The 26,147-nt window shown below is 53.6% G+C and carries 26 protein-coding genes and 1 pseudogene; 14 read left to right on the top strand and 13 right to left on the bottom strand.

The window, feature by feature from the left end:
• The first annotated feature begins 100 nt into the window (after positions 1–100).
• From NST69_RS03880 to cysC, 9 genes are all read left to right on the top strand, one after another.
• Positions 101–355, top strand: a complete 255-nt coding sequence (locus NST69_RS03880) for a FeoA family protein (RefSeq protein WP_036723378.1) — start codon at positions 101–103, stop codon at positions 353–355.
• The gene (locus NST69_RS03875; protein WP_342548536.1) at positions 352–1,083 is read left to right on the top strand and encodes a FeoB small GTPase domain-containing protein; all 732 of its coding nucleotides are present in this window, start codon (positions 352–354) and stop codon (positions 1,081–1,083) included. Before NST69_RS03880 ends, NST69_RS03875 begins: the two co-directional genes overlap by 4 nt.
• A complete protein-coding gene (locus NST69_RS03870; RefSeq protein WP_342548535.1) occupies positions 1,061–2,470 on the top strand; it encodes a nucleoside recognition domain-containing protein in 1,410 nt (469 codons plus the stop codon). Before NST69_RS03875 ends, NST69_RS03870 begins: the two co-directional genes overlap by 23 nt.
• A gap of 782 nt (positions 2,471–3,252) precedes the next feature.
• A complete protein-coding gene (locus tag NST69_RS03865; protein WP_342548534.1) occupies positions 3,253–4,098 on the top strand; it encodes an STM4015 family protein in 846 nt (281 codons plus the stop codon).
• Positions 4,098–5,534, top strand: a complete 1,437-nt coding sequence (locus NST69_RS03860) for an STM4014 family protein (protein WP_342548532.1) — start codon at positions 4,098–4,100, stop codon at positions 5,532–5,534. The genes NST69_RS03865 and NST69_RS03860 overlap by 1 nt, the downstream gene beginning before the upstream one ends.
• Positions 5,535–5,549: 15 nt before the next feature.
• Positions 5,550–6,335: an STM4013/SEN3800 family hydrolase gene (locus tag NST69_RS03855; RefSeq protein ID WP_339254010.1), complete on the top strand. Its 786-nt coding sequence runs from the start codon at positions 5,550–5,552 to the stop codon at positions 6,333–6,335.
• A gap of 72 nt (positions 6,336–6,407) precedes the next feature.
• On the top strand, positions 6,408–7,766 hold the full coding sequence (locus NST69_RS03850; RefSeq protein WP_342550076.1) for an STM4012 family radical SAM protein: 1,359 nt from the start codon (positions 6,408–6,410) through the stop codon (positions 7,764–7,766).
• Positions 7,763–8,632: an STM4011 family radical SAM protein gene (locus tag NST69_RS03845; protein WP_036723230.1), complete on the top strand. Its 870-nt coding sequence runs from the start codon at positions 7,763–7,765 to the stop codon at positions 8,630–8,632. The genes NST69_RS03850 and NST69_RS03845 overlap by 4 nt, the downstream gene beginning before the upstream one ends.
• Positions 8,632–9,192: an adenylyl-sulfate kinase gene (cysC, locus tag NST69_RS03840; RefSeq protein WP_339254007.1), complete on the top strand. Its 561-nt coding sequence runs from the start codon at positions 8,632–8,634 to the stop codon at positions 9,190–9,192. Before NST69_RS03845 ends, cysC begins: the two co-directional genes overlap by 1 nt.
• Positions 9,193–9,398: 206 nt before the next feature.
• Here the strand turns inward: cysC and NST69_RS03835 are convergent, their stop codons facing one another.
• A complete protein-coding gene (locus NST69_RS03835; protein ID WP_155991294.1) occupies positions 9,399–10,121 on the bottom strand; it encodes a hypothetical protein in 723 nt (240 codons plus the stop codon).
• Positions 10,122–10,180: 59 nt separating this feature from the next.
• The gene (locus NST69_RS03830; RefSeq protein WP_036723228.1) at positions 10,181–11,605 is read right to left on the bottom strand and encodes a PLP-dependent aminotransferase family protein; all 1,425 of its coding nucleotides are present in this window, start codon (positions 11,603–11,605) and stop codon (positions 10,181–10,183) included.
• 261 nt (positions 11,606–11,866) lie between these two features.
• Here NST69_RS03830 and NST69_RS03825 point away from each other — a divergent pair, with 261 nt between their 5' ends.
• Positions 11,867–12,817 carry an EamA family transporter gene (locus tag NST69_RS03825; protein WP_036723227.1) on the top strand — a complete coding sequence of 317 codons (951 nt, stop codon included), beginning with the start codon at positions 11,867–11,869 and terminating at the stop codon, positions 12,815–12,817.
• Positions 12,818–12,905: 88 nt separating this feature from the next.
• Here NST69_RS03825 and NST69_RS03820 read toward each other — a convergent pair whose 3' ends face one another.
• From NST69_RS03820 to NST69_RS03805, 4 genes and pseudogenes are all read right to left on the bottom strand, one after another.
• Positions 12,906–13,547: an ABC transporter ATP-binding protein gene (locus NST69_RS03820; protein ID WP_342548531.1), complete on the bottom strand. Its 642-nt coding sequence runs from the start codon at positions 13,545–13,547 to the stop codon at positions 12,906–12,908.
• Between the two features lie 4 nt (positions 13,548–13,551).
• The gene (locus NST69_RS03815) at positions 13,552–15,774 is read right to left on the bottom strand and encodes a DUF1430 domain-containing protein (protein WP_342548529.1); all 2,223 of its coding nucleotides are present in this window, start codon (positions 15,772–15,774) and stop codon (positions 13,552–13,554) included.
• Between the two features lie 94 nt (positions 15,775–15,868).
• Positions 15,869–16,243, bottom strand: a complete 375-nt coding sequence (locus tag NST69_RS03810; protein WP_339312982.1) for a lactococcin 972 family bacteriocin — start codon at positions 16,241–16,243, stop codon at positions 15,869–15,871.
• A gap of 863 nt (positions 16,244–17,106) precedes the next feature.
• Positions 17,107–17,601, bottom strand: a pseudogene (locus NST69_RS03805) (general stress protein); the annotation flags it as partial.
• A gap of 341 nt (positions 17,602–17,942) precedes the next feature.
• Between NST69_RS03805 and NST69_RS03800 the strand changes: the two are divergent.
• The 4 genes from NST69_RS03800 (at position 17,943) to NST69_RS03785 (ending at position 21,462) form a co-directional block, all read left to right on the top strand.
• The gene (locus tag NST69_RS03800) at positions 17,943–18,254 is read left to right on the top strand and encodes a (2Fe-2S) ferredoxin domain-containing protein (RefSeq protein ID WP_051477839.1); all 312 of its coding nucleotides are present in this window, start codon (positions 17,943–17,945) and stop codon (positions 18,252–18,254) included.
• A 161-nt stretch (positions 18,255–18,415) separates the two neighbouring features.
• Positions 18,416–19,258, top strand: a complete 843-nt coding sequence (locus NST69_RS03795; protein ID WP_036723222.1) for an AraC family transcriptional regulator — start codon at positions 18,416–18,418, stop codon at positions 19,256–19,258.
• Positions 19,259–19,353: 95 nt separating this feature from the next.
• Positions 19,354–20,343 (top strand): aldo/keto reductase, encoded by a 990-nt coding sequence (locus NST69_RS03790; RefSeq protein WP_036723221.1) that lies wholly within the window; start codon positions 19,354–19,356, stop codon positions 20,341–20,343.
• Between the two features lie 210 nt (positions 20,344–20,553).
• Complete coding sequence (locus NST69_RS03785) at positions 20,554–21,462, top strand: aldo/keto reductase (RefSeq protein WP_342548528.1); 909 nt, start codon at positions 20,554–20,556, stop codon at positions 21,460–21,462.
• A gap of 192 nt (positions 21,463–21,654) precedes the next feature.
• Here the strand turns inward: NST69_RS03785 and NST69_RS03780 are convergent, their stop codons facing one another.
• The 7 genes from NST69_RS03780 to NST69_RS03750 all read right to left on the bottom strand — a co-directional run bounded on the left by NST69_RS03780 (position 21,655) and on the right by NST69_RS03750 (position 26,141).
• Positions 21,655–21,954 (bottom strand): hypothetical protein, encoded by a 300-nt coding sequence (locus NST69_RS03780; RefSeq protein WP_340978705.1) that lies wholly within the window; start codon positions 21,952–21,954, stop codon positions 21,655–21,657.
• A gap of 94 nt (positions 21,955–22,048) precedes the next feature.
• The gene (locus tag NST69_RS03775) at positions 22,049–22,780 is read right to left on the bottom strand and encodes a ZIP family metal transporter (RefSeq protein WP_339312978.1); all 732 of its coding nucleotides are present in this window, start codon (positions 22,778–22,780) and stop codon (positions 22,049–22,051) included.
• 74 nt (positions 22,781–22,854) lie between these two features.
• Positions 22,855–23,811: a peptide-methionine (S)-S-oxide reductase MsrA gene (gene msrA, locus NST69_RS03770; protein ID WP_339312977.1), complete on the bottom strand. Its 957-nt coding sequence runs from the start codon at positions 23,809–23,811 to the stop codon at positions 22,855–22,857.
• A gap of 190 nt (positions 23,812–24,001) precedes the next feature.
• The gene (locus NST69_RS03765) at positions 24,002–24,364 is read right to left on the bottom strand and encodes a hypothetical protein (RefSeq protein ID WP_339312976.1); all 363 of its coding nucleotides are present in this window, start codon (positions 24,362–24,364) and stop codon (positions 24,002–24,004) included.
• The gene (locus NST69_RS03760; protein WP_155991288.1) at positions 24,351–24,527 is read right to left on the bottom strand and encodes a hypothetical protein; all 177 of its coding nucleotides are present in this window, start codon (positions 24,525–24,527) and stop codon (positions 24,351–24,353) included. Before NST69_RS03760 ends, NST69_RS03765 begins: the two co-directional genes overlap by 14 nt.
• Positions 24,524–24,778: a hypothetical protein gene (locus NST69_RS03755; protein WP_036723207.1), complete on the bottom strand. Its 255-nt coding sequence runs from the start codon at positions 24,776–24,778 to the stop codon at positions 24,524–24,526. The genes NST69_RS03760 and NST69_RS03755 overlap by 4 nt, the downstream gene beginning before the upstream one ends.
• A gap of 205 nt (positions 24,779–24,983) precedes the next feature.
• Positions 24,984–26,141: a response regulator gene (locus NST69_RS03750; RefSeq protein WP_342548527.1), complete on the bottom strand. Its 1,158-nt coding sequence runs from the start codon at positions 26,139–26,141 to the stop codon at positions 24,984–24,986.
• Between the last annotated feature and the right edge of the window lie 6 nt (positions 26,142–26,147).

Raw genomic sequence — 26,147 nt, 5'->3', positions numbered from 1 at the left:
ATATTCTGTGCCGTGCACAATATACTATACAAGTGCATATTTCATACTTAAGGATAACTATAACTATTCATTCATTATTCATACGAAAGTGGGAGAGCTTATGGCCGGAGCCGTAATTCCATTGTCTGAAGCTACGAACGGCAGCACGCTGCGGATCAGCGGCATCGAGGTCCAGGGTGTGCTGCGGAGAAGACTGCTTGATCTCGGATTTGTTGCCGGGAACCGCGTAGAAGTGCTGCGGCGCAGCCCGCTTGGAGACCCTACGGCTTACCGGATCAGCAATACGACCATTGCCCTGCGGCGGGAAGAGAGTTCCCTCATTTATGGCGAACTGATTGGAGGCGGAGAAGGATGAGTGAGTATACCGTCGCTTTTGCCGGCAACCCCAATACAGGCAAGAGCACGCTGTTCAACCTGTTGACCGGCATGCGCCAGCATACCGGCAACTGGGCCGGCAAAACCGTAGTCACCGCCGAAGGGCGGTTCACCCACAAGGAGCATACTTACCGGGCCGTTGACCTTCCCGGCACCTATTCGCTCTACTCCAATTCCGCCGATGAAGAGGCGGCCCGGGACTATATTATTTTCGAGGAGCCGGATGTAACGCTGGTGGTTCTGGATGCAACGTCGCTGGAGCGCAACCTCAATCTGGCCCTGCAGGTGCTGGAGATAACGGGACGCGCCGTAGTCTGCATCAATCTGATCGATGAAGCCAAGCGGCTGGGCATTGATATTAATCTGAAGCGGATTGCAGAGCGGCTCGGGGTGCCTGTCACGGCCATTTCGGCCCGCAACGGGATCGGTATTGAAGCGCTGCTGGATCAGATCGCACGCGTAGCGACCGGTGAATTCAAGGCTGAGCCTCTGAAGATCACCTACAACGATGAGATTGAGCGGGGCATTGCCGAGCTGATCCCGATGGTAGAGCAGACAGTCGGTGCCAGATATCCGGCACGCTGGATTGCCCTGCGCCTGCTGGACGGTGACCATAGCCTGCTGGCTTCCCTCAAAGCCCATATGAGACGCAAGGATACATCTGTAGCGAAGGAGGTGGCCCGCCATGGAGTCACCGCATGCCATTAACGGCCAAGATCCGCTTGATTCCCTGCTCGCTACCGCGAAGAAGCTGGCAGACAAAGGGGCGGTCCGCGACGAGATCGTGAGCGGAATCTACGGCGTATCGGCCGGAATCTGTAGCGATGCCGTTACCTATCACGACAAGAAGAAGCTCGGCAGCACCTACAAGCTGGATAATATCGTCACCTCGAAGATCTGGGGCTTCCCTATTATGCTCGCCGGCCTTGGCTTGGTATTCTGGATTACCATTGCCGGAGCCAACTATCCTTCAGGCTGGATTGCCTCCCTCTTCAGCTGGATCGAAGGCTATCTGACCGCCGGCTTCGAGGCTGTTCATGCCCCGGCCTGGCTGCACGGCGTCCTTGTGCTGGGACTGTACCGGGGCACCTCATGGGTCATCAGCGTCATGCTGCCGCCTATGATGATTTTTTTCCCGGTGTTCGCGCTGCTGGAGAATTTCGGCTATCTGCCCCGGGTGGCTTTTAATATGGACCGCTTGTTCAAGAAATCCGGGGGGCATGGCAAGCAGGCCTTGACGATGTCGATGGGCTTCGGCTGCAATGCTGCCGCTATTCTGTCCACCCGCATTATTGAATCGCCCCGTGAACGGATGCTGGCCATTCTGACCAACAACTTCGTCCCGTGCAACGGCCGCTGGCCTACACTTATTCTGCTCTCCTCCATGTTCATGGTCGGGGCGGCAACCACCGGGGCACTGCGCACCTTCGCGACTGCGCTGGTGTTGATGGGTATCGTGCTGATTGGAATTATCGTCACCCTGAGTGTATCGTGGATCATGTCCAAAACCGCGCTGCGCGGTGTGCCTACCCACTATACCCTGGAGCTGCCGCCTTACCGCCGCCCGCAGATCTGGAAGACCATTGTCCGCTCCTCCAAGGAAAAATCCCTCAATGTGCTGACCCGCGCCATCATCGTGGCCGCTCCGGCAGGGATCATCACCTGGATTCTCGGCAATGTGTTTGTCGGCGGTGAGAGTGTGCTGAATCATATGGCGGCCTGGTTCGATCCGTTCGCGCAGCTGCTCGGCATGGACGGCTTCATTATTATGGCCTTCATCCTCGGCCTGCCCGCCAATGAAATTGTGCTGCCTATCCTGCTGATGGGCTACATGTCCTCGGGGGCCATGGTAGATAGCGAAGGTCTCGGCAGCATTAAGGACATCTTCCTGAGCCACGGCTGGACCTGGCTGACGGCGCTGAATATGATGCTCTTCTCCCTGCTCCACTATCCTTGCGGCACTACACTCGTGAACATCTACAAGGAGACCAAAAGCCTGAAGTGGGCCGTGCTCTCCGCTGTAATCCCGCTCGCTATCGCTATCGGCGTGACCTTCGCGGTGGCTTCGGCGGCCCGGCTGTTCGGCTGGGTGTGAGCGCAGGGGAGCTGCGGGCGGTGGTAGGGCAGAAGCTTACGTCAAGTACCGGCTCCTTCAAACAGAGCACTATTCTCCCGTCCGGGCGGATAGTGCTCTTTTGCGCTTTTGTGCGCGCGGTGGTTCATATCGGCGGGGGTGTGAGCGCGGGCCTGGGGCGCATTCTTCGCGGTAAGCCCTGGCACGCCTGCCACATTCTCTGCAGCCCCCGATTGTGATCGGTTTTTCGATTACATTCCGCTCATTCGCCTCCGCCACGCCCAATGTGATCGGTTTTTCGATTACATTCTGGTCCACGCGCCTCCACGCTGGCAGATTGCGATTGTGTTCGGTTTTTCGACTATATTTGGTCCACGGGCCTCCGCATTGCCCAATGTGTTCGGTTTTTCGCTACCTTTGGCCCACTCACCTCGTGCCTGCCCATTGTGTTCGGTTTTTCGACTATATTTGGTCCACGCGCCTCCGCACTGCCCAATGTGTTCGGTTTTTCGACTACATTCCGCCCACGTGCCTCTGCTACGCCCAATGTGATCGGTTTTTCGACTACATTCCGCCCACGTGCCTCTGCCACGCCCAATGTGATCGGTTTTTCGATTACATTCCGCTCACATGCCTCTGCCATGCCCAATGTGATCGGTTTTTCGACTATATTTGGTCCGCACACCCCGTGGTTACAGGAGTTAACGGGCAAATAGGGACACCTGTTCCTCTGCTATTTGACTCTCCCTCACCCTACATGTTAGGGTGATTTGGAAACTATTATTTTCCGGGAGGGATTGTTCATGACAGCAGTGAAGCTCAGTATTGATTACGATGGATTTGAGGAAGGCAAACGGATAGAAACGGAGATTGAACGCTTAAGCGAAAGTCCTGAAGCCGCCGGGCTGACCAGCCTTACGATTGGCGACTGGGGACAAGCTTATGAGCAGAGTTCGGAGCATGTGGTTGAGGCTCTGGTGAAGCATAGTGCAAGCTTCCCGGCGCTGCGCAAGCTGTTCATCGGAGACATGAGCTATGAGGAATGTGAAATCTCGTGGATTAACCAGACCGATCTCTCCCCGCTGCTGCCCGCTTTTCCTGAGCTGCAATCCCTGACTGCACAAGGCGGTACCGATCTGCGTCTAAGCCAACTGCAGCATGACAAGCTCGAAGAACTCATTATTATTACCGGCGGACTCAGTAAGGCCGTGCTGGCGGACATTGCCGCTTCTCGCCTGCCGAATCTGCGCAAGCTGGAATTATACCTTGGTGTAGACAATTACGGCTTCGACGGCGGGCTGGAGGACCTTCTGCCGCTGATCGAGCCCGGGAAATTCCCTAATCTAACTTATCTTGGACTCAAAAACAGTGAGATCCAGGACGAAATTGCCGCAGCCCTGGCGGATGCGCCGATTCTGGACCAGCTCCATACCCTGGACATGTCGCTGGGAACGCTTAGCGATACCGGCGCAGAGGCGCTGCTCGCCAGCGAGCGGGTGAAGGGACTGAAGCTGCTCAACCTGAGCCATCACTACATGTCTGACGAGATGATGCTGCGCCTGAAGAACAGCGGATTGCCGGTGGATGTCAGCGACCAGCAGCAGGCCGATGACGATGATGACTGGCGCTATCCGTCGATCACAGAATAATGCAGCCCGCTGCACCGCTGATTGTCTTCTGTCAGCCCGGCGACCGGCGCTCAGCCGGTATCCAGCAGGCGCGCTCGCGTCTCGGGATGCCACCGGCGCTGCTGATTCCCTACGCCGGGCTGCTGGAGGGCCAGCCGCTAGCTGATCTGCTTACGCTGGCTGTGCAGCGGCAGATTCGGGACGGAGGCCCGGGGCAACCGCTGCTTGAACAGTGGGAATCCCTGCGCGACTACAGCAGCGGGCCCTCCGAGCGGGAGTCCGCTAGCGGCAGCTCCAGCGGGCATCCCACACAAGAGTCCGCTGGCGGCAGCTTCAGCGGATCCTCCGAATCGGAAGCGCAGCACCTGCTGCCGGATTCTCCGGGCGGCAGCTTCAGCAGGCACGCGGCGCCGGAATCCGCAGCGTGCCCGCCACTGCTGCGGCTGGAGTCCCCCGGCGGCAGCTTCGCGCTGGAGCGGGCGCTTATCGCGCTGGGCGCACCGGATGCGCCGGACCCGGACGACTCGCTGCACCCGTTCGGGCAGCAGCCGGACCTGAGGCCGCTCAGCTTCAAAGCGGCCTCAGCCCTGAAGGACCTGCCTGGCGTGCTGCATCACCCGTCCCAGTGGTTCCGCGGCTACTGCCGCCTGCTGGCGCGGCTCCAGCGGGAGGCCGGGCAGCTTCTGCCCGCCTCCCGCTGGACCAACGATCCGGCGGAGATCGCAGCCATGACGGACAAGCGCCGGACCCAGCAGATTCTCGCCGAGTCCGGCGTGTCTGTTCCCCGGCCGCTTCGCGGCAGCGGCGGACAAGTCCCCGTGGACTATGCTTCCCTGCGCGAGCTGATGCTGTCGCAGCGGATGCACCGCGTGTTCATCAAGCTGGCCAGCGGCTCCGCCGCCTCCGGCGTGATTGCTTATCAGCTGAACCCGGCCACGGGAGCTGAGTCGGCGGTTACCACCATCGGGGTCGAGAGCTATATCACCCGGCCCCCGGTGTATTATAATTCCGGCAAGCTGCAGCGTTATACCGATTCTGCCCGCCTTGCCGGAATTATTAACTGGCTCTACCGCCACGGCGCCTATGCCGAGCAGTGGATTCCGAAGCCCGGCAAGGACGGACATTCCTTCGACATCCGTCAGCTGGTTGTCGCTGGTGAAGCCTGCCATGCAGTCGCTAGAGTCAGCACCACACCCATTACGAATCTGCATCTGCGCAGCCGGCGGATGACTCCGGCGGAGGCCGGGCTGAGCGAGGCACAGCAGGCAGAAGTACGCCGGACAGCGGAGGCTTCGCTGGCCGCTTTTCCAAATTGCTCGGTTGCGGGCATTGATGTGCTGGCGGGAAGCTCCGGGCGGATGTATACGGCAGATGTGAATCCTTTTGGCGACTTGTTGTACGATGTTGAATACCAAGGCTGCAGCACCTACGAATGGGAAATGAAGCAGCTGTCTTAGGAGGAATCCGGCCCCATGACCGATATGAACGCCATTGTCGGCACCCACGATATCTTAATGATCACACTCGATACTCTGCGCTACGATGCGGCTGTGCTGGAGGAGGCGAATTGCCCCAACCTGTGCGGCAGCGGCTCCTGGGAGCAGCGGCATACCCCCGGCAGCTTCACCTATGCGGCCCATCATGCCTTCTTCGGCGGCTTCCTGCCCACTCCGGCTAACACGAATAAGGCTGAGCATGTGCGGCTGTTCCACTCCCGGAATACCGGGCTGAAGACCCATCCCCATACCTGGCTGTTCGATACACCGGATATGGTGTCGGGGCTGGCAGCGGCGGGTTATCAGACGGTGTGTATAGGAGGCGTAATCTTTTTCAGTAAAAAAGTGCCCCTCGCCCGCGTCCTCCCCGGTTATTTCCAGCAGAGCTACTGGCGGATGACCTTCGGGGTCACGAACCCGCGCTCGACGGAGCATCAGGTGAATCACGCGCTCAAGCTGCTCGGCAACACCCCGCTGGACCAGCGGCTGTTCCTGTTCATGAATGTCTCGGCGATCCATGGCCCGAACCATATATTCCTGCCGGGTGCGCGCAAGGATTCAGTGGACAGCCAGCGGGCTGCGCTGCGTTATGCCGACGAAGAGCTTGGGCGTCTGTTCGATGCGTTCCGGGAGCGGGGTAATCCGGTGTTCTGTCTGGCTTTTTCCGATCACGGCACAGCTTACGGCGAAGACGGCTATCAGGGCCACCGGCTGGCGCATGACACGGTATGGAATGTTCCGTACCGGGAATTTATTTTATAAGCATTGAACTGAAATTCGATCCCGCACAAGGAAGGAGAACGTATGACGTCCATCCGGCAATCTCTGCATCACATGAACCAAGACGGACACCCTCCCTTCTCCGCTGGGGAGCTTCAGCAATGGACGGAGCAAATCACGGCCCATCCTTACCGCAATTATCTCTATTCCTATCCGCACAAAACCGCTTACCGCGAGTTCGCGTCCCCCCTTCCTTTAGAGGAGCTGTGGAGGGATGAGCCTGCGGAGAGCTTCTTCTTATATATGCATACTCCGTTCTGCGGCGCGCGCTGCGGCTTCTGCAATCTGTTCACGTTGCCTGATAAAAGAGCGAATGTGCACGCCGAATACGTTGACGCACTGGAGCGGCAGGCGAGGGAGTGGGCAGTCTTCACGGGACATAAGCCTTACGCGCGCTTCGCCATCGGCGGCGGAACGCCCAGTCTTCTTGCTCCTGCGCAGCTGAACCGGCTGTTCAGGATTGCAACGGATATCATGGGGGTTAATCTTAGAACCACCTCTATCTCCGTGGAGACCTCACCCGAAACGCTGACGGAGGAGAAGCTGACGATTCTGAAGGATCATACTGTGGACCGCGTCAGTATGGGCATCCAGAGCTTCGTAGCCGCCGAGTCGGCTGCGATCTACCGCCCGCAGGACCCCGAGGTGGTCTACCGTGCGCTGGAGCTGCTTGGGCAGTTTGATTTTCCCATTCTCAATCTGGATCTGATCTACGGACTCCCGGGGCAGACGGTGGCCTCCTGGCTCTATTCGCTGAACCAGGCGCTATTGCATGAACCGGAGGAAATCTTCCTCTATCCGCTCTACACCCGTGAGCATACGATTGTGAAGCCGGGCGACCTGGTGAACCAGCTGGATATCCGTCACGAATGCTATGAAGCGGCACGTGCAGTGCTGGCAGAGCGTGGCTATCGCCAATACTCGATGCGCCGGTTCGCCAAGGAGGATGCCGGGACCGGCAAGAATATTCTCGACTACAGCTGCCAGGAGGAAGGGATGGTCGGCCTCGGGTGCGGCGCGCGTTCCTATACCCGGAATGTTCATTATGCCTCCCGCTACGGCGTCAGCCGCAAGGCCACGGAGAGCATTATCGCGGATTATGTTGCAGCCGAGCGTTATGATACAGCCGATTATGGCATCGTGCTGAGCCTGGACGAGCAGAAACGGCGGTTCATTCTAAAAGCAATCCTGCACAGCGAAGGACTGACAATTGCGGACTATAACCAGCGGTTCGGGACTACCCTATGGGAGGATCACCCCGAGCTTGGCCTCTTGGTACAGAGCGGGTTCGCCACGGATGATGAGGGCATTCTGCGGCTGACTCCTGATGGGCTGGGCTACTCCGATTCCATCGGTGACTGGTTCATCTCCGGTGAGATCCGCGAGCAGATGAAGGAGTTCGTCCTGCCATGAAGGCAGTCCTCTACTACCGGGGTTCCCTCTCCTCCTGTAATTATGACTGCCCATACTGCCCCTTCGGCAAAACCAAAGACAGCGCCGCCACCCTCGCCAAAGACCGCGCAGGTCTTGAGACCTTCGTCCGCTGGGTGGCGGAGCAGGGGGCTGCAGGCCACCGCCTGTCTATTTTTTTCAATCCGTATGGCGAGGGCTTGACGCACCGCTGGTACCGGGATGCGCTGATCACGCTGTCCCATATGGAGCATGTGGACAAGGTCGCCATCCAGACCAATCTGTCTGCCCGGCTTGATTTCACCGCTGAACTGAACCCGGCCAAGGCCGCCTTCTGGGCAACCTATCATCCGGGTCAGGTCAGTGAGGAGCGGTTCCTGGCACAGTGTATGAGCGTATACCGCCGGGGAATTCCTTTTAGCGTAGGCAGTGTGGGGGTGCATAGTGCCTTCCCGGCTATCGCCTCGCTGCGTGCGGCCTTGCCGGAGGACGTGTATCTGTGGGTTAACGCCTACAAGGACAAGCGGGATTATTATACGGCGGAGGATATAAGCTTCCTGAGCGGGATAGACCCGCATTTCCAGATTAATGCCATGGACTACGACAGCCTCGGCGCCAGCTGTAATGCCGGCAGCAGCGTATTCTACGTGCAAGGCCCCGGCCTGGTGAAACGCTGCTACAAGGACCGTGCGGTCATCGGCAACCTCTATCGTGACGGACTGGAAGGGCTGGCGGCCCAGCGTAGCTGCCGCATGAAGGTCTGTGACTGTTATATCGGCTATATTCATATGCCGGAGCTTGGCCTGGAGCAGATCTACGGCTCCGGCCTGCTGGAGCGGATTCCTTACGGCGCAGGGAGGACAGAGTAATGACTACTGGTAAGCTACAGGCACACAAGACCTCTGCCGGGTTAACGATTTGGCTTACCGGTCTGTCGGGAGCGGGCAAGTCTACGCTTGCCGCGCTGCTGACAGACCGGCTCCGGGAGCAGGGGCAGGCGGTGGAATGGCTGGACGGCGATGAACTGCGGCGCAGCTTGGGCCGTGGACTCGGCTTCAGCCGTGAGGACCGGTTCGAGAACATCCGCAGAGCGGTCTACCTCGCCGGAATGCTGAACCGGCATGGCGTGATTACCGTGGTCTCGGTAATCAGTCCTTATGCTGAGATGCGCAGCTATGCCCGGCAGGAATTGCCGGGCTTCGTCGAGGTCTATGTGGACTGCCCGCTTCCCGTCTGTGAAGCAAGGGATGTCAAAGGGCTGTACGCCAAGGCCCGCTCCGGTGAGCTTCCGGCCTTCACCGGGATCTCAGACCCTTATGAAGCTCCGGCTGACCCGGAGTTGACGCTGCACACAGCGGAGCGTACACCGGAACAGTGCATGGAAGAGCTGATCAGCTGGCTCACAGAGCATCGGCTTTATCGGCTGTGATGGAATAGAAGCATACAGAATAAGGAGGGGCATTATGCCCCTCCTTTGTTTATTTAGCGTGTATCCGGGGAATTCAGGTGCACTAGTGCACCTCATTCACTCGTTTAGTGCGCATCTGGGGAATTCAGATGCACTTCAGTCCTTCCTATGCACGTCACTCCCCATCCGCTGCATTCTGGAGTTACGGATACTGCCGGTACTCCAGATTATTTGCGCGAGTTAGATTGGCGGCGCAGGAGAATCACTGCGGCGGCTCCAAGGACTACTATACCGATACCTGCTCCAGCGTAAATCAGCCAAGCTGCAGAGTTTGTTTCAGGCACGGCCGTTGGATTATTTTCAGTTGTTGGGTTATTTTCAGAAACTGGAGGGTTTGCTGAGGTTGGGTTGTTACCAGAGACCGCCCCTGGATCATCAGCGATCCCGGGCGGCTCCGTGGGCGAGCCCCCTGACATTCCGGCGCCAAGCTCATTCAGATCCTCCTGGGCACCAGAGAATAATGCGGTCCGGCTGCACAAGCTGACTGTAAGCTTAGCTGTCCCTCCTTCACCCGCTGTTTCCTCTCCGCCTGCATACACGATGTAGCGTTCCCCCTTGGTGAACTCGAACCCGCAGCTCGCCCCCGACAATGCCGTAGTTACAGTAACCTTCTCTCCCACTTCACCCTTCCAGCGGGAACCTACTTGAAAGGTTACTGACACCGGGTCCATACTGGACTGCATCGGCTTAACTTCCTCTTTAATCGAAACTACTGTTCCCTCAAAAACAGCTGCACTCTTCTCCATTGCTTCCAGCGGTGAAGGAGACACTACGCAAGAACAGGCATAGGTTACCTGCGGGCGTACAGTCAGCAGTGTCATGAAGACAATCAGCGTACAGAGAGTCATCAGACAGGCGCTCCGTATTTTCCTTCTCGTTACCATCATCATCACGCTCCTCATAACCCTCAGACGGAAATTTCCAGAGAAAGGTTACACACGCCCGCTATCTACTCCCCCGCTTCAATCTCCCGCGCAATGGCAGTGAGCCGCCGCATTCCCTCGCGCAGCAAGGCTTCACTGGCAAATGAGTAGCTGAGGCGCAGCCAGGACTTCATCTCCCCCAGCGGATCGCAGAGCTCACCGGGAACGAAGGAGATGGACTGCTCCAGACAACGGGCCAGCAGCTTAGCTACCGGAACACTGTCCGGCAGCTTGACCCACAGATTAAGCCCACCTTGCGGAGTTGTCCATTCCCAGCCGGTGGCGGCGAGCTCCTCCTCCATAATCTCCCTGTGCACCTGAAGGGCAATCCGCAGCTTGCCGAGATGCTGCTGTAAGCGCGGCGAGGTGTAATAATGCAGGAAAATCTTCTGATTCAGCAGGGGCGTCCCGTTATCCGCCAAGGACTTGGCGGCGATCAGCCGCTCCATGAACGGATAACGGCAGGCCACCGCACAGATCCGTAGGCCGGGGGCCACATACTTGCTGAAGCTGCTGATATACATGACCCAGCCCTCTGTATCATAAGCGAAGAACGGCGGGGGCGGCTCCTCTAGGAAGTACATGTCACGGAACGGATCATCCTCCACGAGCAGACAGCGGTAGCGCTCTGCAAGCTCCACCAGCAGCTTGCGCTGCTTCGCCGGAATCGTATACCCCGTCGGGTTATGATGGGTCGGGTTGATATAGAACATCCGCGGCTTATTCTTACGCATCAGCTCCTCCACCGCCGCCAGATCATAGCCCTGCGGCGTGATATCCACAGCTACCAGCCGCGCCCCTGCCCGCCGAAAAATATCCAGCGCCACACTATACGTAGGCCGCTCCACCAGCACCGCATCCATCGGACCGAGCATGATCCCGGCAATCAGATTGATGGCCTGTTGTGCCCCTGAAGTAATCAGCAGCTCACGGGCCGACAACTGGAGCTTATACCGCTCCTCGAAATGGCTGCTCAGCGTAACACGCAGCTCTTCATCCCCTTCCACGGAGGAGTAGGTGCCCATGACCTTCGGGTAGAGATCGAATACTTTTTTGACATAATCGGACAGGAACAGGTTCGGCAGCAGCCCCGGATCAATCAAGGCCTGAGAGAACTGGTACGTGACCGGCATCCGCTGAATGTCCGACATCGGGCTCCTGACCATATACCCCGGTACTGCCGCCCCTTCGTCCACCGTAGGGTCCAGCCTGCTGCCCAGGGCCACATAATAACCGGATTTGTCTTTGACATACAGCTTGCCGCTCTCGGTCAGCGCACGGTAGGCCTTGAACACTGTCAGCCGGTGAACTCCCAGCTCCTCCGCCAGCAGCCGGATCGACGGCAGCTTATCACCGGCCTTCCACTCCCCGCGCTCCATCCGGTTCAGCATGAACTCATAGACTTGGCGGAATAAGGGATTATTCTGCTCGGCACCCGCTATTTTTTTCATCAACCTGCCGCCTTTCTGCAACATATACCGGGGTCGCCCCCGCTCCATCGCTCAATCTTCACTCGACACAGCTCCCTCTGACGCTTGCTGACTTCTACACATCCGCGCACACCCAGCAGCTAACTTCTCTTTGCCCTATTGTACAGCATTCCCTCCCGCAACTGTTCTACTATCTCCAATCTGTTCTGTGGCTATGAGGCTATGATTAACTGAAATCTTGTAAGAGGGTGGCACATTACCACCGCAAAGGGGAACTGAACCATGATTCTGTTAGCTTATTCACTTGTCTGTCTGATCTTCGGCACTACCTTCCTGGCCATCAAAATCGGCGTAGATGCCGGAGCGCCGCCATTCTTCTCTGCGGGTCTGCGTTTTTTCACGGCGGGTGCGGTGCTGTTCCTGTTCATGGTTCTGCGGGGCAAAGCCCGCTTCTCCCTGCTGCTGCGCAAAGAAATGCTGCTCACAGGAGCAGCCCTGACCTTCGGCACCTTCGCCGCGCTCTACTGGGCGGAACAATATGTATCTTCCGGGCTTGCTGCCGTATTGTCAGCCACCGGACCGATGATGATTCTGCTGATGCAGACGGTCTTCATGCGCCAAAAAGCTCCCGCCTACTCCCTGCTCGGCTGTATTATCGGGTTCACTGGAGTCCTGCTGCTGGTGCTGCCCAGCCTGGCGGCTGACGTCACTCCGCTCTGGCTGATCGGCTGTGTGGTGGTGCTGATGGGGGAACTCTGCTACGCGGCGGGGGCGATCTATTCCAAAAAAGTAATCACCACCTTCTCCGCCGAGTCCCCCGTGGCTCTGAACGCTGCCCAGATGATGTACGGCGGGGCGCTGCTGTTCATCATTTCCCTGTTCACAGAGCCGCTGCACCCGTCCTTCCTGTTGTCATTCAAGACCGCAAGTTCCCTGCTCTACCTGACCGTTGTCGGCTCCATGGTCGGACATACCCTGTTCTACTGGCTTGTCTCCAAGACGAATCCGGTTTTTCCATCCACCTGGCTGTATATCTCTCCGCCGATTGCCGTCGGGGTAGGCTTCCTGTTCTATAACGAGACCGTGACCTGGGTAACGCTGCTTGGCGTGTTCACGATTATATTGGGAACCATCCTTGTGAATGCCGGCGCACTGAAGCAGCTGTTCTTCAAGCCTAAACCGGTAATACCCGTTCTTCCAAAAGCAAGCGTTGAACCCCTGGTTCAGGAGTAACTGCTGCGCTTCTCCCCGAACACAAACAGCCTGCACCCTGACTTAAAGGGATGCAGGCTGTTCTGTTATTTTCACAAGCTTCACCTCATCACTCAAGCTTTATAACTCTACTGCATTTTTCAGTCACATATTGATCATGAGTAACGATTATAATCGTTTTCCCTTCGTCATTAAGCTCCTTTAGAATCCTCATAATCTCATTTCTATTCTCCGCATCTAACGAGCCTGTAGGTTCATCAGCTAATATCATTTCGGAAGGTTTTAATAGAATTCTTGCGATAGCAACCCTTTGCTGTTCTCCACCCGAAAGTTCATGTATCTTTTGTTTAAGTGAAATCTCTAGACCCATCCGCTTAAGGACAGCCATTTTCATTTTCCGCTTTTCTTTCTTTCCTACTTTAGAATACATAAGTGGTATTTCCAAATTATACTCAACGGTTTCATTATCAATTAATGCATAATTTTGAAACAGATACGAGATCTTTGTCCGGAGAAGCCTGTTTCTACGGAGGGGACCAATTCTCTGATCTTTCTCGTCAAACAATTTGATCCTGCCGCTATCAGGTTTTTCAAGTAACCCAAGGATATTCAATAGGGTCGTCTTCCCCGAACCGCTTTTCCCCGTAATAGCTACCATCTCCCCTTTTGAGACGGTCATATTGATATTATCTATGACTTTATGATTATTATACTTTTTACATATATCAACAAGCTCACATATAGTATTCATATCTTTAATCCCCCCCCTTTAAAACTTTCACTTTGTTTTTCTTTTCTATGAGTAAAATCGCTACGGAAGAAGCTATAAAATCGAACAATAGCAGAATAGCTGCAACTATAAGCATTCTAGGCTCAATTCCTTTATCCATGACACCACAGATCACTATTTGGACTAACCATACGAGTGAGAATAAAATGGCGTATTCCTTATAAGTTTTGAAAAACCCTGTACCAAATAATCTTCGAACGATAAGCTTATGCTGGTTTTTGTTGAAATAAATTATAATATTCTGAGTTGAAAGCAATATGAACCCTGACACCAGTCCCACAATAGTAAGGAGGCTTTCCTTCATTGATTTTTGCTTTTGATAAATTTCCTCTAAAATATATTGATCAATCGTAACCAAGTGTTTTAAATTATCATCCACTTTCAATTCTTTAAACTTTGGCTCCAGCGTTTTATACGTTAACAGCGGATCTCTGTTCATCAGCTTTATTTTTAACGGATCTCCCGGTCCCCGCCCTAATATGGAATCTCTGTCTGTGAGCACACTGTTGGACTCGGTTACAACCTCAATAATGGGATCAACTATCACATTGTTCTCAGAAGGAAATACTTTCGGATTAAAACTAAATATCCTTTGATTATTACTAATCCACTTGATGTCAATTTTTTGATTTTGGATCCGATCAGGAATCACCTTTTTGTAAAACTCCTGATCATTTCCCATATTATTTTTTCTCATTTGTAGAAAGAAACTTACAATCTCTTCTTCCTTGTCCCGATATTTTTCAGGCACCAACAACACCCAGTCGCTAATATCCTCAGAGATTTGCACAGCCTCATTATTGATATCAAAAACCGGAAACTCTTGCAGGTAGTTATTGTTTGCCTTTATAGAACGTATTCCTTTCCAATTCCTGTCTAAAAGAAGCTGATCCTCCTCATAACTTTGGGTTTCTATTAATATAGCCCCCATCTTATTCAGCAAGAAATAAAGCTCATCATGCGAAGTTAATTCAAATAAGGAATCCCTTCCAAATATTCTATCTCCGTCGTAGCCATTGTTTACCGGATAAAGTACTCCGTAGTCCTTACTATGCTCCCAATTTTTCAACTCATGCTGCTTATCATTAATAGATGTATATTCCGACCATGTTGAAAGTCCTACTAAGACCAAAAGGATGGAACAACCAATCTTGATAAGCATATTTAACACAAAGATAGGATTGGTGTATTTGTAATGTTTGATAATACTAATGATCTTAATCCTCATAATATACAAATGTGAAACTAGGGAAAGGATGATCAGTAGAAGAAAAACTTTAAGCTGGTTTGAAATCACTGTGTATATAAATATGTAAGATGTATTTTTTACTAAAAGGGCAAGAAGAAATGAAACGGTTACAGAAAATATAAACACAGAGGTTATAAGTTTTCCTACCAGCACAAACCATACACGAATATTTGATACGCCATGCATTTTCAATATTCCTATTCTTCTGGACTCATTGAATAAGTAATAGATAAGTAAAACTACTGCACATCCATAAATGGCATAGCTTAAATAGGTTAAAATGGTGATCCAGGGAAAGGTAACCATGTGCATTTCATCACCATTTGAATCTTTTACAAAATCCTCAGCAGTAAAAATACTATCATTTTTGTTATAATACTTATTCGCCTTATCCACAAATAGGTTTATAAAATCATTAAAAGCTTTGTCGTCAGCTGCTTCTGCATAGTATGTTCCTTGAACAGGAAAAATCTCATAAGATGATTTTAACGGCTTTATACTGATTCTGTTGTTATCTCCGAAATCTCTAATTTCACCAATCTGATGACTACCTTCTAAATGAACTGTGGATAAATAGAAATTAGTTTGTTTGGTGTCTGCTTGTGTTAGATATCTTCCCTGGGTAAGCTTAAAATGATTAAAAAGATCTGTGCTGGCTGTCAGCAATATATATTTAAAAATCTCTACTTCATCGTTCTCTTTATAATTAATACCGGCCCGTAAAATATTCACTTTGGAAGCTTCTGCTGCTGAAGCTAATATCGGGTAAACCTCCTCAGGGCTTGCAAGTCCGGGTAAATTCGGAATTACAAATTCCTTGCCCACGGTTTGTTCTATATTCTTAACCTTCTCAAATTCTTCATAATCCGTTCGAAGATATGCAGTATAATAAGAAAACAAAAATGCCGCTACTAGAAATAGTAAGGATATTTTTTTCAAGTTCAACAATCTCCTTATAAGAAAAAAGTGTGATACTCCACTTCAAAAGTGGAATATCACATCATTTTAATGATGACTTTTATCTAAATCCCAATTATTTTTTATAAACATCCCAGTATGCATATCCTGTGCTGCTTTTGTTACCATAGATCTCGGATTTAGCTGTGGTTTTTGCATATTTCCAACCACTTGTATGAGATTCACTCCCTAATTTGGTCGAAGCTTTATGCGACAACTCAGAATGGTCATATTGTGACCATACATGCTTTTGATTTCCAACTTTTTCAGTTCCGTAGTTCCAGGTTCCGCCACCCACACTTGTACTTGCAAACGGAGTAATCATTGCATTGGTTAATTTTACAGAACCGCTTGTTGCTCCATTTGCACTGGCAGCCATGGCTGGTGTTAGTGATGATAAGGTAAGTACTCCTGCTATTACTATTGAACTTAATGTATGTTTTTTGATCATTTATGAACCTCTCCTTATAAATTTTTGAGTTTACACAGATAAAGTTAAAATGTAAAATGCTACATAGGTTCTTAGATACCCACCCAATCCAAAACTTTCTCAGGGTCAAGATATGGAGGTATATAGGAACCCTTTTTCCTCATTCGGCGGCCTAATATTTGACATAATTCTTCTCACCTCCTTTCATTATCAATAAAACTAAATTATAAATAAAAGAAATGATATGTTATATCATTCCATTTTTTCCTTTCAACAAGCTTAACACACCAAATTTTGTTATTCAATACTTTGGTGTCTAATCATGGGCAAAAACATCATTTCATGTTATATCAGACAATAGCGAATTCCCCGGTTCAGTTACGATCCACATCACAAAACAAGGGCTTCCCTAAAGTCCGGCAGGACTTCGGGAAACCCTTGTCTTTTATCAACTTATGCTTATGCGTCATCCACTGCTCTTGCGCCGCTTAGCGAATGCGCCCGTGGTTTCTGAGCAGCTCGCTGTTATCCTTCGCCTTCTCATCAACAAAGCTGCCGGGCCGGGCTTCTTCCTGTCTGGCGGCTTCCCGGGCCTGCTGTTCCTCCCGATCGGCGAGCCTGCGTTCCGCGGTATGATCCGGGAACTTATCGATGCCGTTACGCGTGCCGGAATACAGATCTCCTGTCATTCCCGGCCGTTTCATATCCTCCACTGCGCTTCGCTCCGGGAGATCATGCTCCGTGGCTGAATTCATCGTGTCCAGCCCGGTATCATGTCTGCCTTCCAGACCTGAGCCATTGAACGCCGCATCCACCGCATCTGTTACGGAGTCCCGAGGAGCATTCATTTCTGCAGCTGTTCCGGCAGTCCCCGCATCCCTCATATAGCGGTCAGCATTCGCCGAATTATGGTTGCGGAATACAGTGTATACGTCCTTTTCGCGGGAGATATCTGCATCCACCATGACCAAAATGCGGCCTTCGTCCACATAGTTGTCATAACTCGCAGCTTCATCCTCCGGAATGCCTAATCCGATCAGCCCGCCGACCAGACCACCCGTTCCAGCCCCTACCGCAACGCCTGTTAAGGTGGCTGCAATCGGCCCCGCTGCGATAATCGGCCCGATTCCCGGAATCGCCAGGGCGCCGATGCCTGCCAGCAGTCCGGTCACACCACCAAGGATACCGCCGGTCGCCGCCCCGGAAGCCATACCCTCCGGCACCTTCGTCCCGGTCTCATCATTGATCGCTTCCACATCGCGTTTATTTCTCGCTATCACTGAGATATCCTCTGTCAGAAAGCCGTGCGCCTTCAAGTCTTCAATAGCCCGTGAAGCTTCATGCTCTGTATGGAACACACCTACAATTTTCTTATTCATAACGATTCCCTCCTGGTAGCTGATTTAGGTTGTTAATGGTTTGACTCTCGCTTTACTTTCACATCCCTTACTTAACCAAACCCTTCTCCGCGAAACTGGTAACTTTCGATCTTGAGCCGGGTTCCGCAAAAAAATTTATGAAACAGGAAATTGCCCGCCGGACACATTTTCCACAAATTCAGTGATTTGAAGTCAGCTTAGATCACACTGAATTCTCCAATTGATGACAGTTATTAAGCCTTTGGGAACAATGCTCCAATCTCCTTACAGCGCGGCCAAAAGAGACTATACTCCTCGTATAACAGGTAAGCTACTCTTATAGAATCCAGGGGGAAACCGCGATGAATATGCGTCTGAAGGTACTCAAGAAACATCTGCTCTTCTGCTGCAGTGAGCACTGCAATAACCAGGATGTCCTGGATGTCATGCAGGAATTCAAAGAGCAACTAGTGGAGCAAGGGATCAACAAGACGGTCAAAATCAACAAAACCAGCTGTCTCGGCCTATGCGGCAACGGCCCTTTTGTCATCGTGTATCCGGACGGGGTCTGGTATTACAATGTAACGACGGAGAATGTGGCCCGTATCGTGGAGGAGCATCTGGTGAACGGACAGCCGGTAGAAGAGCTGGTTATGCTCAAAATGGAAGCCTGATTCCCAGCAGCCCCAGCCTGCCTTCAGCCTTTTACTCCTAGTCCCTCCCCTCCCCGGGCTGGGACTATTTGCGGTTGTCCGGTCCTCCTCCTTCTGAGGTATACTAGAGGTATATGTTCATTAGGAGTGTCATCATCCTTTTAGGAAATGAGGCTGCACGCATGACTGTATTCAAATATAACGCCCATCGCCCTCACCGGGCCAATCCTGACTTATACCTGCATTACTGGGGCCAGGAGCAGTGCGCACCCGGTCATTCATTCGGACCCGGAGTACGCAACCTGTACAAAGTCCACTTCATTCACGCCGGAACCGGCAAGGTAACCGTCGGTGAAGCCACCCATACATTGAACGCAGGGCAGGCCTTCCTCACTTATCCGCATGTGGTCACGCATTATGCCGCAGATCAGGATGATCCTTGGCTGTATTCCTGGATTGCTTTTACCGGGGAGGAGGCAAGTTATCTGCTGGGACGGACTTCCCTTACCCCGGAGCAGCCGGTGTTCCCGATGGACCAGGTGCTGATGCCCTCGCTGTCTGCCAGGTTATCGGAGACGGGAAGCAGCGGGGAGCTGCTGGACCTGCCGCTGAAGGTGATGCTCTATGAGTTCTTCGCCCTGCTGCTGCGCACGGTCCCGGCTGCCGACAGCCCGGCTCCGCGCAGCAGAAGTGTCTATGTGGAGCAGTGCCTGCATTACCTCCAAGCCCACTACGCCGAGAATGTGACGATGGAGAGTCTGTCCGCTTCCCTGAAGCTGGACCGCAAATATATGTCGGCGCTGTTCAAGCGGACGGTCGGCTTGCCGCCGCAGCAATATCTGCTCCAATTCCGTATGTCCAAAGCCTGCGAGCTGCTGACAGAGACAGGCTGCACCATCGGGGAGATCTCGCAATCCGTGGGGTATCAGGATGCTTTGCTCTTTTCCCGGATGTTCAAGAAGGTGAAGGGCTGCTCGCCCAAAGAATACCGGCTCCGCCATGCAGATACGGACATTGTGCTATAAAAATCATCCTTGCTGACATACGATTGAAAGCGTTTATCCGCTACAATTAGGGAGGTATGAAGTCCCGCACAACTTAAATTTAGGAGGAATCCAATATGTATATCGCCAATCCTGAACGTTATGACACGATGAAATATAACCGCACCGGACGCAGCGGCCTGCTGCTCCCGGCCATCTCCCTCGGGCTGTGGCATAATTTCGGCGGCAATGATGTCTTTGAGAACGGCCGCGCTATGGTCCGCCGGGCATTTGACTTAGGAATCACCCACTTCGACCTCGCTAATAACTACGGTCCGCCCGCCGGCTCTGCCGAAGAGAGCTTCGGGCAGATGCTGAAGAAGGATCTTGCCCCTTACCGCGATGAGCTGATCATCTCCAGCAAAGCAGGATACTATATGTGGCCCGGCCCTTACGGTGAATGGGGCTCCAAGAAGTATCTCGTCTCCAGTCTGGATCAGAGCCTGAAGCGGATGGGGCTGGATTATGTAGACATCTACTACCACCACCGTCCAGACCCGAATACGCCGCTGGAAGAAACCATGTCCGCCCTCGACCTGCTGGTACGCCAGGGCAAGGCGCTGTATGTGGGCCTCTCGAACTATAGACCGGAGGAAGCGCGTGAAGCCGCGCAGATTCTCCGCCGCCTGGGCACGCCTTGCCTGATCCATCAGCCGAACTATTCGATGATGTCGCGCTGGATCGAGGACGGCCTGCAGGATGTGCTGGAGGAAGAGGGCATCGGCACCATCGCCTTCTCCCCGCTGCAAAAAGGGATTCTGACGGACCGCTACCTGAACGGCATCGCAGCCGATTCCCGCGCAGCCGGACCGAGTGTCTTCCTCTCGGAGAAGGAGCTCACGCCTGAGGTGCTTGCCAAGGTTGGCAAGCTGAACGAGATTGCGGCGGCACGCGGACAGAAGATGTCCCAGCTCGCCTTATCGTGGGTACTGCGCGGCGGCAAGGTGACCTCTGCACTGATCGGGGCAAGCAAGATCAGCCAGATCGAGGATGCCGTAGCTTCACTGAATGCGCCTGAGCTAAGCGCGGAAGAGCTGGAGCAGATTGAGACGATTCTGCGCGGATAAGCCGGGGCGGATACTGCACCTGCCGAACCTACAGATCATAGATTATGACGGCAATCCTGCCCACCGCTCGCGGTGGTGCAGGATTCTTTTTTTGTGCAGATCTCCCTAACCCATTGAACCTTGAAGCATTCCCTCCCGAGTGCTTACGGTATGCGTGAATGCTATAATGAACTCATTCATAACCATCACTGCGTAACGAAAGGACATCCGATGAAGACTAACCGATTGGGGCAATCCGATTTACATGTAAGTGCCATGGGGCTTGGCTGCATGTCGCTGGGGACAGAGGAAGCGCAGGCCACCGCCATTATCCACGAAGCGCTCGAACGCGGAATTAACTTCCTGGATACCGCCGACCTCTACGATGAGGGCCGCAATGAGGAGATTGTCGGTCAGGCCATCCGGCACCGCCGCGCCGATGTGATCCTGGCGACCAAGGTGGGCAACCGCAGAATTCCCGGCAAGGAAGGCTGGAGCTGGGATGCCTCCAAGGCCTATATCCGCTCCGCTGTGAAGGAGAGTCTGCGCAGGCTGCAGACCGATTATATTGACCTGTATCAGCTGCACGGAGGAACGCTGGAGGATGATATCGATGAGACGATTGAGGCCTTCGAGGAGCTGAAGCGGGAAGGGGTAATACGGCATTACGGCATCTCCTCCATCCGGCCGAATGTGATCCGGGAATATGTGCAGCGCTCCGGTATCGTCAGCGTGATGAGCCAGTATAGCATTCTCGACAGACGCCCGGAGGAGAGCATTCTTCCGCTGCTGGGCCGCGCGGGCATCAGCCTGATTGCACGGGGGCCGCTGGCGAGCGGCATTCTGACCGATCATGGCCGCAGCAAGGCACAGCGGGCGTATCTCGACTATACGGAGGCAGAGCTTACGGAGCTGCATGATCAACTGATGAGCCAGACTACCCTTACCCGGACGCTGACGCAGACCGCGCTGCAATATCCGCTGGCCGATCCGGCGGTTGCCGCCGTGATCCCGGGGGCCAGCAGCCTGGAACAGCTGCGGCAGAATATGGCGGCTGCCCGCTCGCAGCCGCTCTCTGTACTGGAGCTTGAAGCTGTACGGGATTTCAGCAAGGCAGGACGGTATACCCTGCACGTATAGAGCGTGCTTACGGCCAAGTGGAAACGGCTTCGCCGTCCTTTTAAAGGACGGTACCGTTTCAGCGAGAAATAGAAGGATAATTTATAGCGTAAAATATATAAATTCTTATATTTTAACAGAAGAAGCTGTCCGGAAACTGTAGGCATTACAGTCTCTGGACAGCTTCTTATTTTTTGCTTAGCTTCTTATTTTCTACCTACGCACGCGATTCCTTGCCTTAACTATCCACGTAATTAATGCAGCCACAAATACCACTGCAGTAATGAGCCAGGTCAGCAGAAACGCCATGCCCAGCCCGATATTGGCATCCAGCGCTTCCCTTCTGCTCTCCAGAATCAGCATCACGGCCAGCGGCGCTCCGCTGGCTATCAGGAGAACCGTCATGCTGTAGCGGGCGAAATTCGTCCGCTTCTGAATAGCCGCGTATAAGCACAGGTATGAAGCAATCAATAATACGAAGGATAATACAGCTTCCCATTCCAGTCTAACCATCCTGTCATCACTCCTTCTACATAGGAACCGGGGATTGCGTTATAGTATAGCGGCTGCGGTAGGCAGATGCAAATGACACTGCCGCTGAAGCACCCTAGCCAAAAAACTGCGTAATATAGACCATCGCCAGCAGCCCGAAGATAAACGAATACGTCGAGGGCCGTTCAAATCCGTGGCCGTGGCTCTCCGGGATCAGCTCCTTATACACGATGAAGAGCATTGCCCCGGCAGCAAATGCCAGCCCGTATCCAACCACATTCTGTACATAGCTGGCTGTAAAATACCCGATCACAGCCGACACCATCTCCATCAGTCCGGTCAGTGCGGCTATCATTAGGGCCTTGCGCCGGCTGGCGCGGGCATTCATGAGGAAAATCGCCAGAATCAGCCCTTCCGGCATATTCTGAGCGCCGATCGCAATCGCCACCATCGGGCCGAGGCTTGTCTGCTCGCTGGCATAGCTGAAGCCTGTGCTGAGCCCTTCGGGGATATTATGAATGAACAGCGCAATCATGACGAGCAGCGCTTTGGAATCCAGATTGCTGAGGCCGGGCTTATTCTCCACATCGATATGCGGAATATGGCTCTCGATCAGATCGAGCAGCAATACGCCGGTGATCAGCCCCAGAGTCAGCGCGGTAATGCCCGATTCCTTAATCGCCTGCGGCATCAGCCCGAAGGTGCTTGCAGAGACCATGATCCCCGCAGTGAAGGCCACCAGCACATCCTTCCACAGCTCGGACAGCCGCCTTACGAACAGAATAGGAATAACGCCCAGCACCGTTGCCATTGCAGACAAAAAGCTGCCTAAAAGTGCACCCGCCAAATCTTCAACCCCTTTTGTGGACAGGACTATAGATCAAGCATATGCTCAAGGCAGCTATAAATATGACCTAAGCTTCAGAGTCTCACATACCGTCCCAGCCCCCGGTCTTCAAGCTCTGCCTTCGGGACGAACAGAAGGGCGGCAGAATAGATATGATAATGCTGCTTCGCCGGCTCCGGTCCGTCAAAGGTTAGATACCCCAGATAAGCTCCGCTTAACCTGCTGCGCAGCACGGTCCGCACCTGTCCGCCGCTATAATCGGCTTCCCGCCGGATTATCCCCTCTTCCACCGGACCCGTGAAGCTGGGCCAGCCTGTGCCGGAATCGAATTTGTCTGCCGAGCTGAACAGCGGATCACCGCTGATCACATCTGTGTAGATGCCCTCCTCGAAGTGGTCCCAATACGCATTCTGGTAGGCAGGCTCCGCGCCTTTGTTCTGGGTGACCTCATATTGCAGCTCTGTAAGCCGGCCCCGCAGCCGCTTCTTGTCCTCACGGCTGTTCCAGTGCAGCGCTGTGAAGTCGTCACGGCCTGAGCCCTTTTGATATAGCTTATAATCCAGCGGATGGGTCTGGTAATAGTGCTGATGCTCCGCTTCCGCCGGATAGAACGGCGCAGCCGGCAGGATGGGCGTCACAATCGGCGCCTTGAAGCGCTTGCTGGCCTTCAGCCTCTCCTTCGACAGCTCCGCCAGCTTCCGCTGCTCTTCATTCTGAACGAAGATCGCCGGAGCGTAAGAATGCCCCCGGTCCATGAACTGCCCGCCGTCATCCGTCGGATCGATCAGCTGCCAATAGATGTCCAGCAGCCGTTCATACGGGAACAGCTTCGGATCATAGACAATCTGCACCGCCTCCCGGTGCCCGGTAGCTTCTGACCCTACCTCTTCATAGGTTGGATTCTCCGTATGCCCGCCTGTATAACCCGATACCACCGAGACGATGCCCGGCAACTCGTCGAACGGCTTGACCATACACCAGAAGCAGCCGCCGGCGAAGGTCGCCAGCTGCAGCGTATCACTCGAAGTCAAACAGACCGCCTCCCTGCATGCTTTTCCCCCTATTATATCTGAATATCCCGCTTCTCCAAAACGGTCAGGGTGATGGTTAGAGACAGCTGTTTCAGCTGGAGCTGGTGCTTTTTCATATTGAGAGAGATGAACGTGGCGGAGGACGGGTGTCCGAGGGGGAATGATGGGGAATGATGGGGAATGGGGCCTGCTATTTCAGTTTCTTGCGCTCACGGCGGGTCTTGTGCCTATGGTTGCTGTCCCATAACTCCTTGTGCATCAAGCCTGCGAATACAAGCATGACAAGCGTCAGCACCAGCACATACTCCCGCAGGATATCGGATAAGCTGCCGGACAGATTCAGCCCAAGAATAATGTTCAGCCTTCCCCACAGCAGATTGAGACACAGTAGCGCTACTGCCCCATAAGTTACCCATACACTGCGGAGGTACAAATTATAGGTGCGCATAGGCCCCCGTCCGATGAAATATTTGCTGTAACGGATAACATATGCGGTAAAAGCGATCAAGGCGATCAGTTCCAGTGTAATCAGTACCAAGTCAATAATGTCCATGCAGATCATCTCCCCTTCTACCTAAGCCAGTGCGGTGCAGATCAATAAGCCTCTCTAGATCATTGGATTCATACGCCTCCTGAATTTGGCCCAGGGTCTCAATTTCCCGTTTGACCCGGCTGGGCTTCAGCTCGTGCTTGCGAAAGATATCGAGGAGCTTCACTTGTTGACGACCTCCTCATCATTAGGTTTTCTCTCTGCGGTTCCTCTCTCAATCAGCAGCTTCACGAGCGTACGGTTATATTCGCTAAGCTGCTTCTCATTCTCCTCATCGCGTTTCTGATAATTCTGAATCACTTTCTCTTTATTCGCAATTTGCTTAACACTCCAGATCAAGGCAGTAGATAACAGAACATTCAGCACGACTGAACCGTTGTTATCTACGAAAAGGCCAGTCAATGCACTGAAATCCATCTGTATCCCCCCATTTCCTAATGTAATCGGAACGGATTCGCGCCTTTACCCCTGTCCACATTTTTGGCGAAATTCCTTGCCGCCACTCTAACAGAATCACCCTCAAGGTAATCTACTCTAGCAATAGCCATTCTGATTGGGTTGATCAGCAAAAAAAACCGGAGGACCCGTAATCCGGGCCCTCCGGAGAAGGCTGAAACAAAGATTATTTGAGTTCCGAGATCCGCCGGACCAGGGAATCATAGAGGTAGATCAGGTCGCCGGAGGGCTTGATGCCAAGCTCGCGGCTTAGCAGCCGCACGTAGTCTGTGTAGACGGCATTGAGACCTTTTTTGTCTCCGGCCAGCTCGTGCACGGCCATCAGCTGGCGGATCACCGATTCATCGAGCGGATTTCGCTTGTTCAGCTTCAGCAGCAGCTTGGAGGCCGCAGTGGAATCCCGGCTGGCAATGAGCGCTGCGGCCAGCCGTTTGACGAAGGAGGCATACAATTCCGCATAACGCTCCGTCTCATGGATGGCCCACACATAAGCCTTGTCGCCGAACAGCTCTCCTGTATAGAGCTGCTCGATACGCATAGCCCGCTCTATATCCGGGGGTTCTATGGTGTGCAAGGCGGCTGCCTCCTGTTCAAATTCCAGATAGTCGATAACCGGCACCTGAAGCTCAAGCGCGTACCCGTCGTTCTCCGAGCGGATCGCTTCACGCAGACCCAGCGGCTCCAGAGATTTGCGCAGTTGATAGACGGTAGTGTTAAGATAACTCTCCGCATTGGCCTTATGCATGCCGCCGAAGATATCCGCAACCAGCCTGGAACGGGGGACACGCTTTCCCCGGAGCAGCAGCAGATAGGCAAACAGCTCAGCACATTTACGGGAGGTCCATTTGACCCGGCCTGCCCCACTGCTCACGGCAACATCCCCGAGCATCGTGAGCCTTACCCGGCCGGAACCGGCCGGAGCCTGCACCTCCGGCAGAGGGGAGAGCCGTGCCGGAGCAGCCCGCCGCTGGGTAAGCACCCGGTTCACCGTACGCGCAAGCCGCTCCTGGGAGACCGGCTTGACCAGATAGTCCAGCACGGACAAGTCGTAAGCCTCCAGGGCAAATTCCTTATGTGAGGTCACGAACACAATTTGCACTGGAGAACCGGCAGCCGCCAGCCTGGCTGCAAAGGCCATACCGCCCTCTCCCGGCATAGAGAGGTCTACGAAAGCAAGCTCCACATCCGGGTGCTCCTCCAGAAAGGCAGCAGCCGGCTTCGTATCTGTGAACGTACCCGCAAGCTCGACTTCCGGCAGCTTAAGCAGCATAGTGCTAAGAATCAGATGCATCATCCGTTCATCATCGACCAGTATAACCTTCATTTGTAT

The sequence above is a fragment of the Paenibacillus sp. FSL P2-0089 genome (genome assembly GCF_038595095.1).
Classification (GTDB): domain Bacteria; phylum Bacillota; class Bacilli; order Paenibacillales; family Paenibacillaceae; genus Paenibacillus_AQ; species Paenibacillus_AQ silagei.
Note: the sequence above shows the minus strand (reverse complement) of the source record. Positions and strands in the feature narration are given on the sequence as shown.

Bases quoted from the DNA above. Each gene is read 5' to 3' on its own strand.
- NST69_RS03880 (WP_036723378.1), top strand. From the start codon at position 101: ATGGCCGGAGCCGTAATTCCATTGTCTGAAGCTACGAACGGCAGCACG.
- NST69_RS03875 (WP_342548536.1), top strand. From the start codon at position 352: ATGAGTGAGTATACCGTCGCTTTTGCCGGCAACCCCAATACAGGCAAG.
- NST69_RS03870 (WP_342548535.1), top strand. From the start codon at position 1,061: ATGGAGTCACCGCATGCCATTAACGGCCAAGATCCGCTTGATTCCCTG.
- NST69_RS03865 (WP_342548534.1), top strand. From the start codon at position 3,253: ATGACAGCAGTGAAGCTCAGTATTGATTACGATGGATTTGAGGAAGGC.
- NST69_RS03860 (WP_342548532.1), top strand. From the start codon at position 4,098: ATGCAGCCCGCTGCACCGCTGATTGTCTTCTGTCAGCCCGGCGACCGG.
- NST69_RS03855 (WP_339254010.1), top strand. From the start codon at position 5,550: ATGACCGATATGAACGCCATTGTCGGCACCCACGATATCTTAATGATC.
- NST69_RS03850 (WP_342550076.1), top strand. From the start codon at position 6,408: ATGAACCAAGACGGACACCCTCCCTTCTCCGCTGGGGAGCTTCAGCAA.
- NST69_RS03845 (WP_036723230.1), top strand. From the start codon at position 7,763: ATGAAGGCAGTCCTCTACTACCGGGGTTCCCTCTCCTCCTGTAATTAT.
- cysC (WP_339254007.1), top strand. From the start codon at position 8,632: ATGACTACTGGTAAGCTACAGGCACACAAGACCTCTGCCGGGTTAACG.
- NST69_RS03835 (WP_155991294.1), bottom strand. From the start codon at position 10,121: ATGATGATGGTAACGAGAAGGAAAATACGGAGCGCCTGTCTGATGACT.
- NST69_RS03830 (WP_036723228.1), bottom strand. From the start codon at position 11,605: ATGAAAAAAATAGCGGGTGCCGAGCAGAATAATCCCTTATTCCGCCAA.
- NST69_RS03825 (WP_036723227.1), top strand. From the start codon at position 11,867: ATGATTCTGTTAGCTTATTCACTTGTCTGTCTGATCTTCGGCACTACC.
- NST69_RS03820 (WP_342548531.1), bottom strand. From the start codon at position 13,547: ATGAATACTATATGTGAGCTTGTTGATATATGTAAAAAGTATAATAAT.
- NST69_RS03810 (WP_339312982.1), bottom strand. From the start codon at position 16,243: ATGATCAAAAAACATACATTAAGTTCAATAGTAATAGCAGGAGTACTT.
- NST69_RS03800 (WP_051477839.1), top strand. From the start codon at position 17,943: ATGAATATGCGTCTGAAGGTACTCAAGAAACATCTGCTCTTCTGCTGC.
- NST69_RS03795 (WP_036723222.1), top strand. From the start codon at position 18,416: ATGACTGTATTCAAATATAACGCCCATCGCCCTCACCGGGCCAATCCT.
- NST69_RS03790 (WP_036723221.1), top strand. From the start codon at position 19,354: ATGTATATCGCCAATCCTGAACGTTATGACACGATGAAATATAACCGC.
- NST69_RS03785 (WP_342548528.1), top strand. From the start codon at position 20,554: ATGAAGACTAACCGATTGGGGCAATCCGATTTACATGTAAGTGCCATG.
- NST69_RS03780 (WP_340978705.1), bottom strand. From the start codon at position 21,954: ATGGTTAGACTGGAATGGGAAGCTGTATTATCCTTCGTATTATTGATT.
- NST69_RS03765 (WP_339312976.1), bottom strand. From the start codon at position 24,364: ATGGACATTATTGACTTGGTACTGATTACACTGGAACTGATCGCCTTG.
- NST69_RS03755 (WP_036723207.1), bottom strand. From the start codon at position 24,778: ATGGATTTCAGTGCATTGACTGGCCTTTTCGTAGATAACAACGGTTCA.
- NST69_RS03750 (WP_342548527.1), bottom strand. From the start codon at position 26,141: ATGAAGGTTATACTGGTCGATGATGAACGGATGATGCATCTGATTCTT.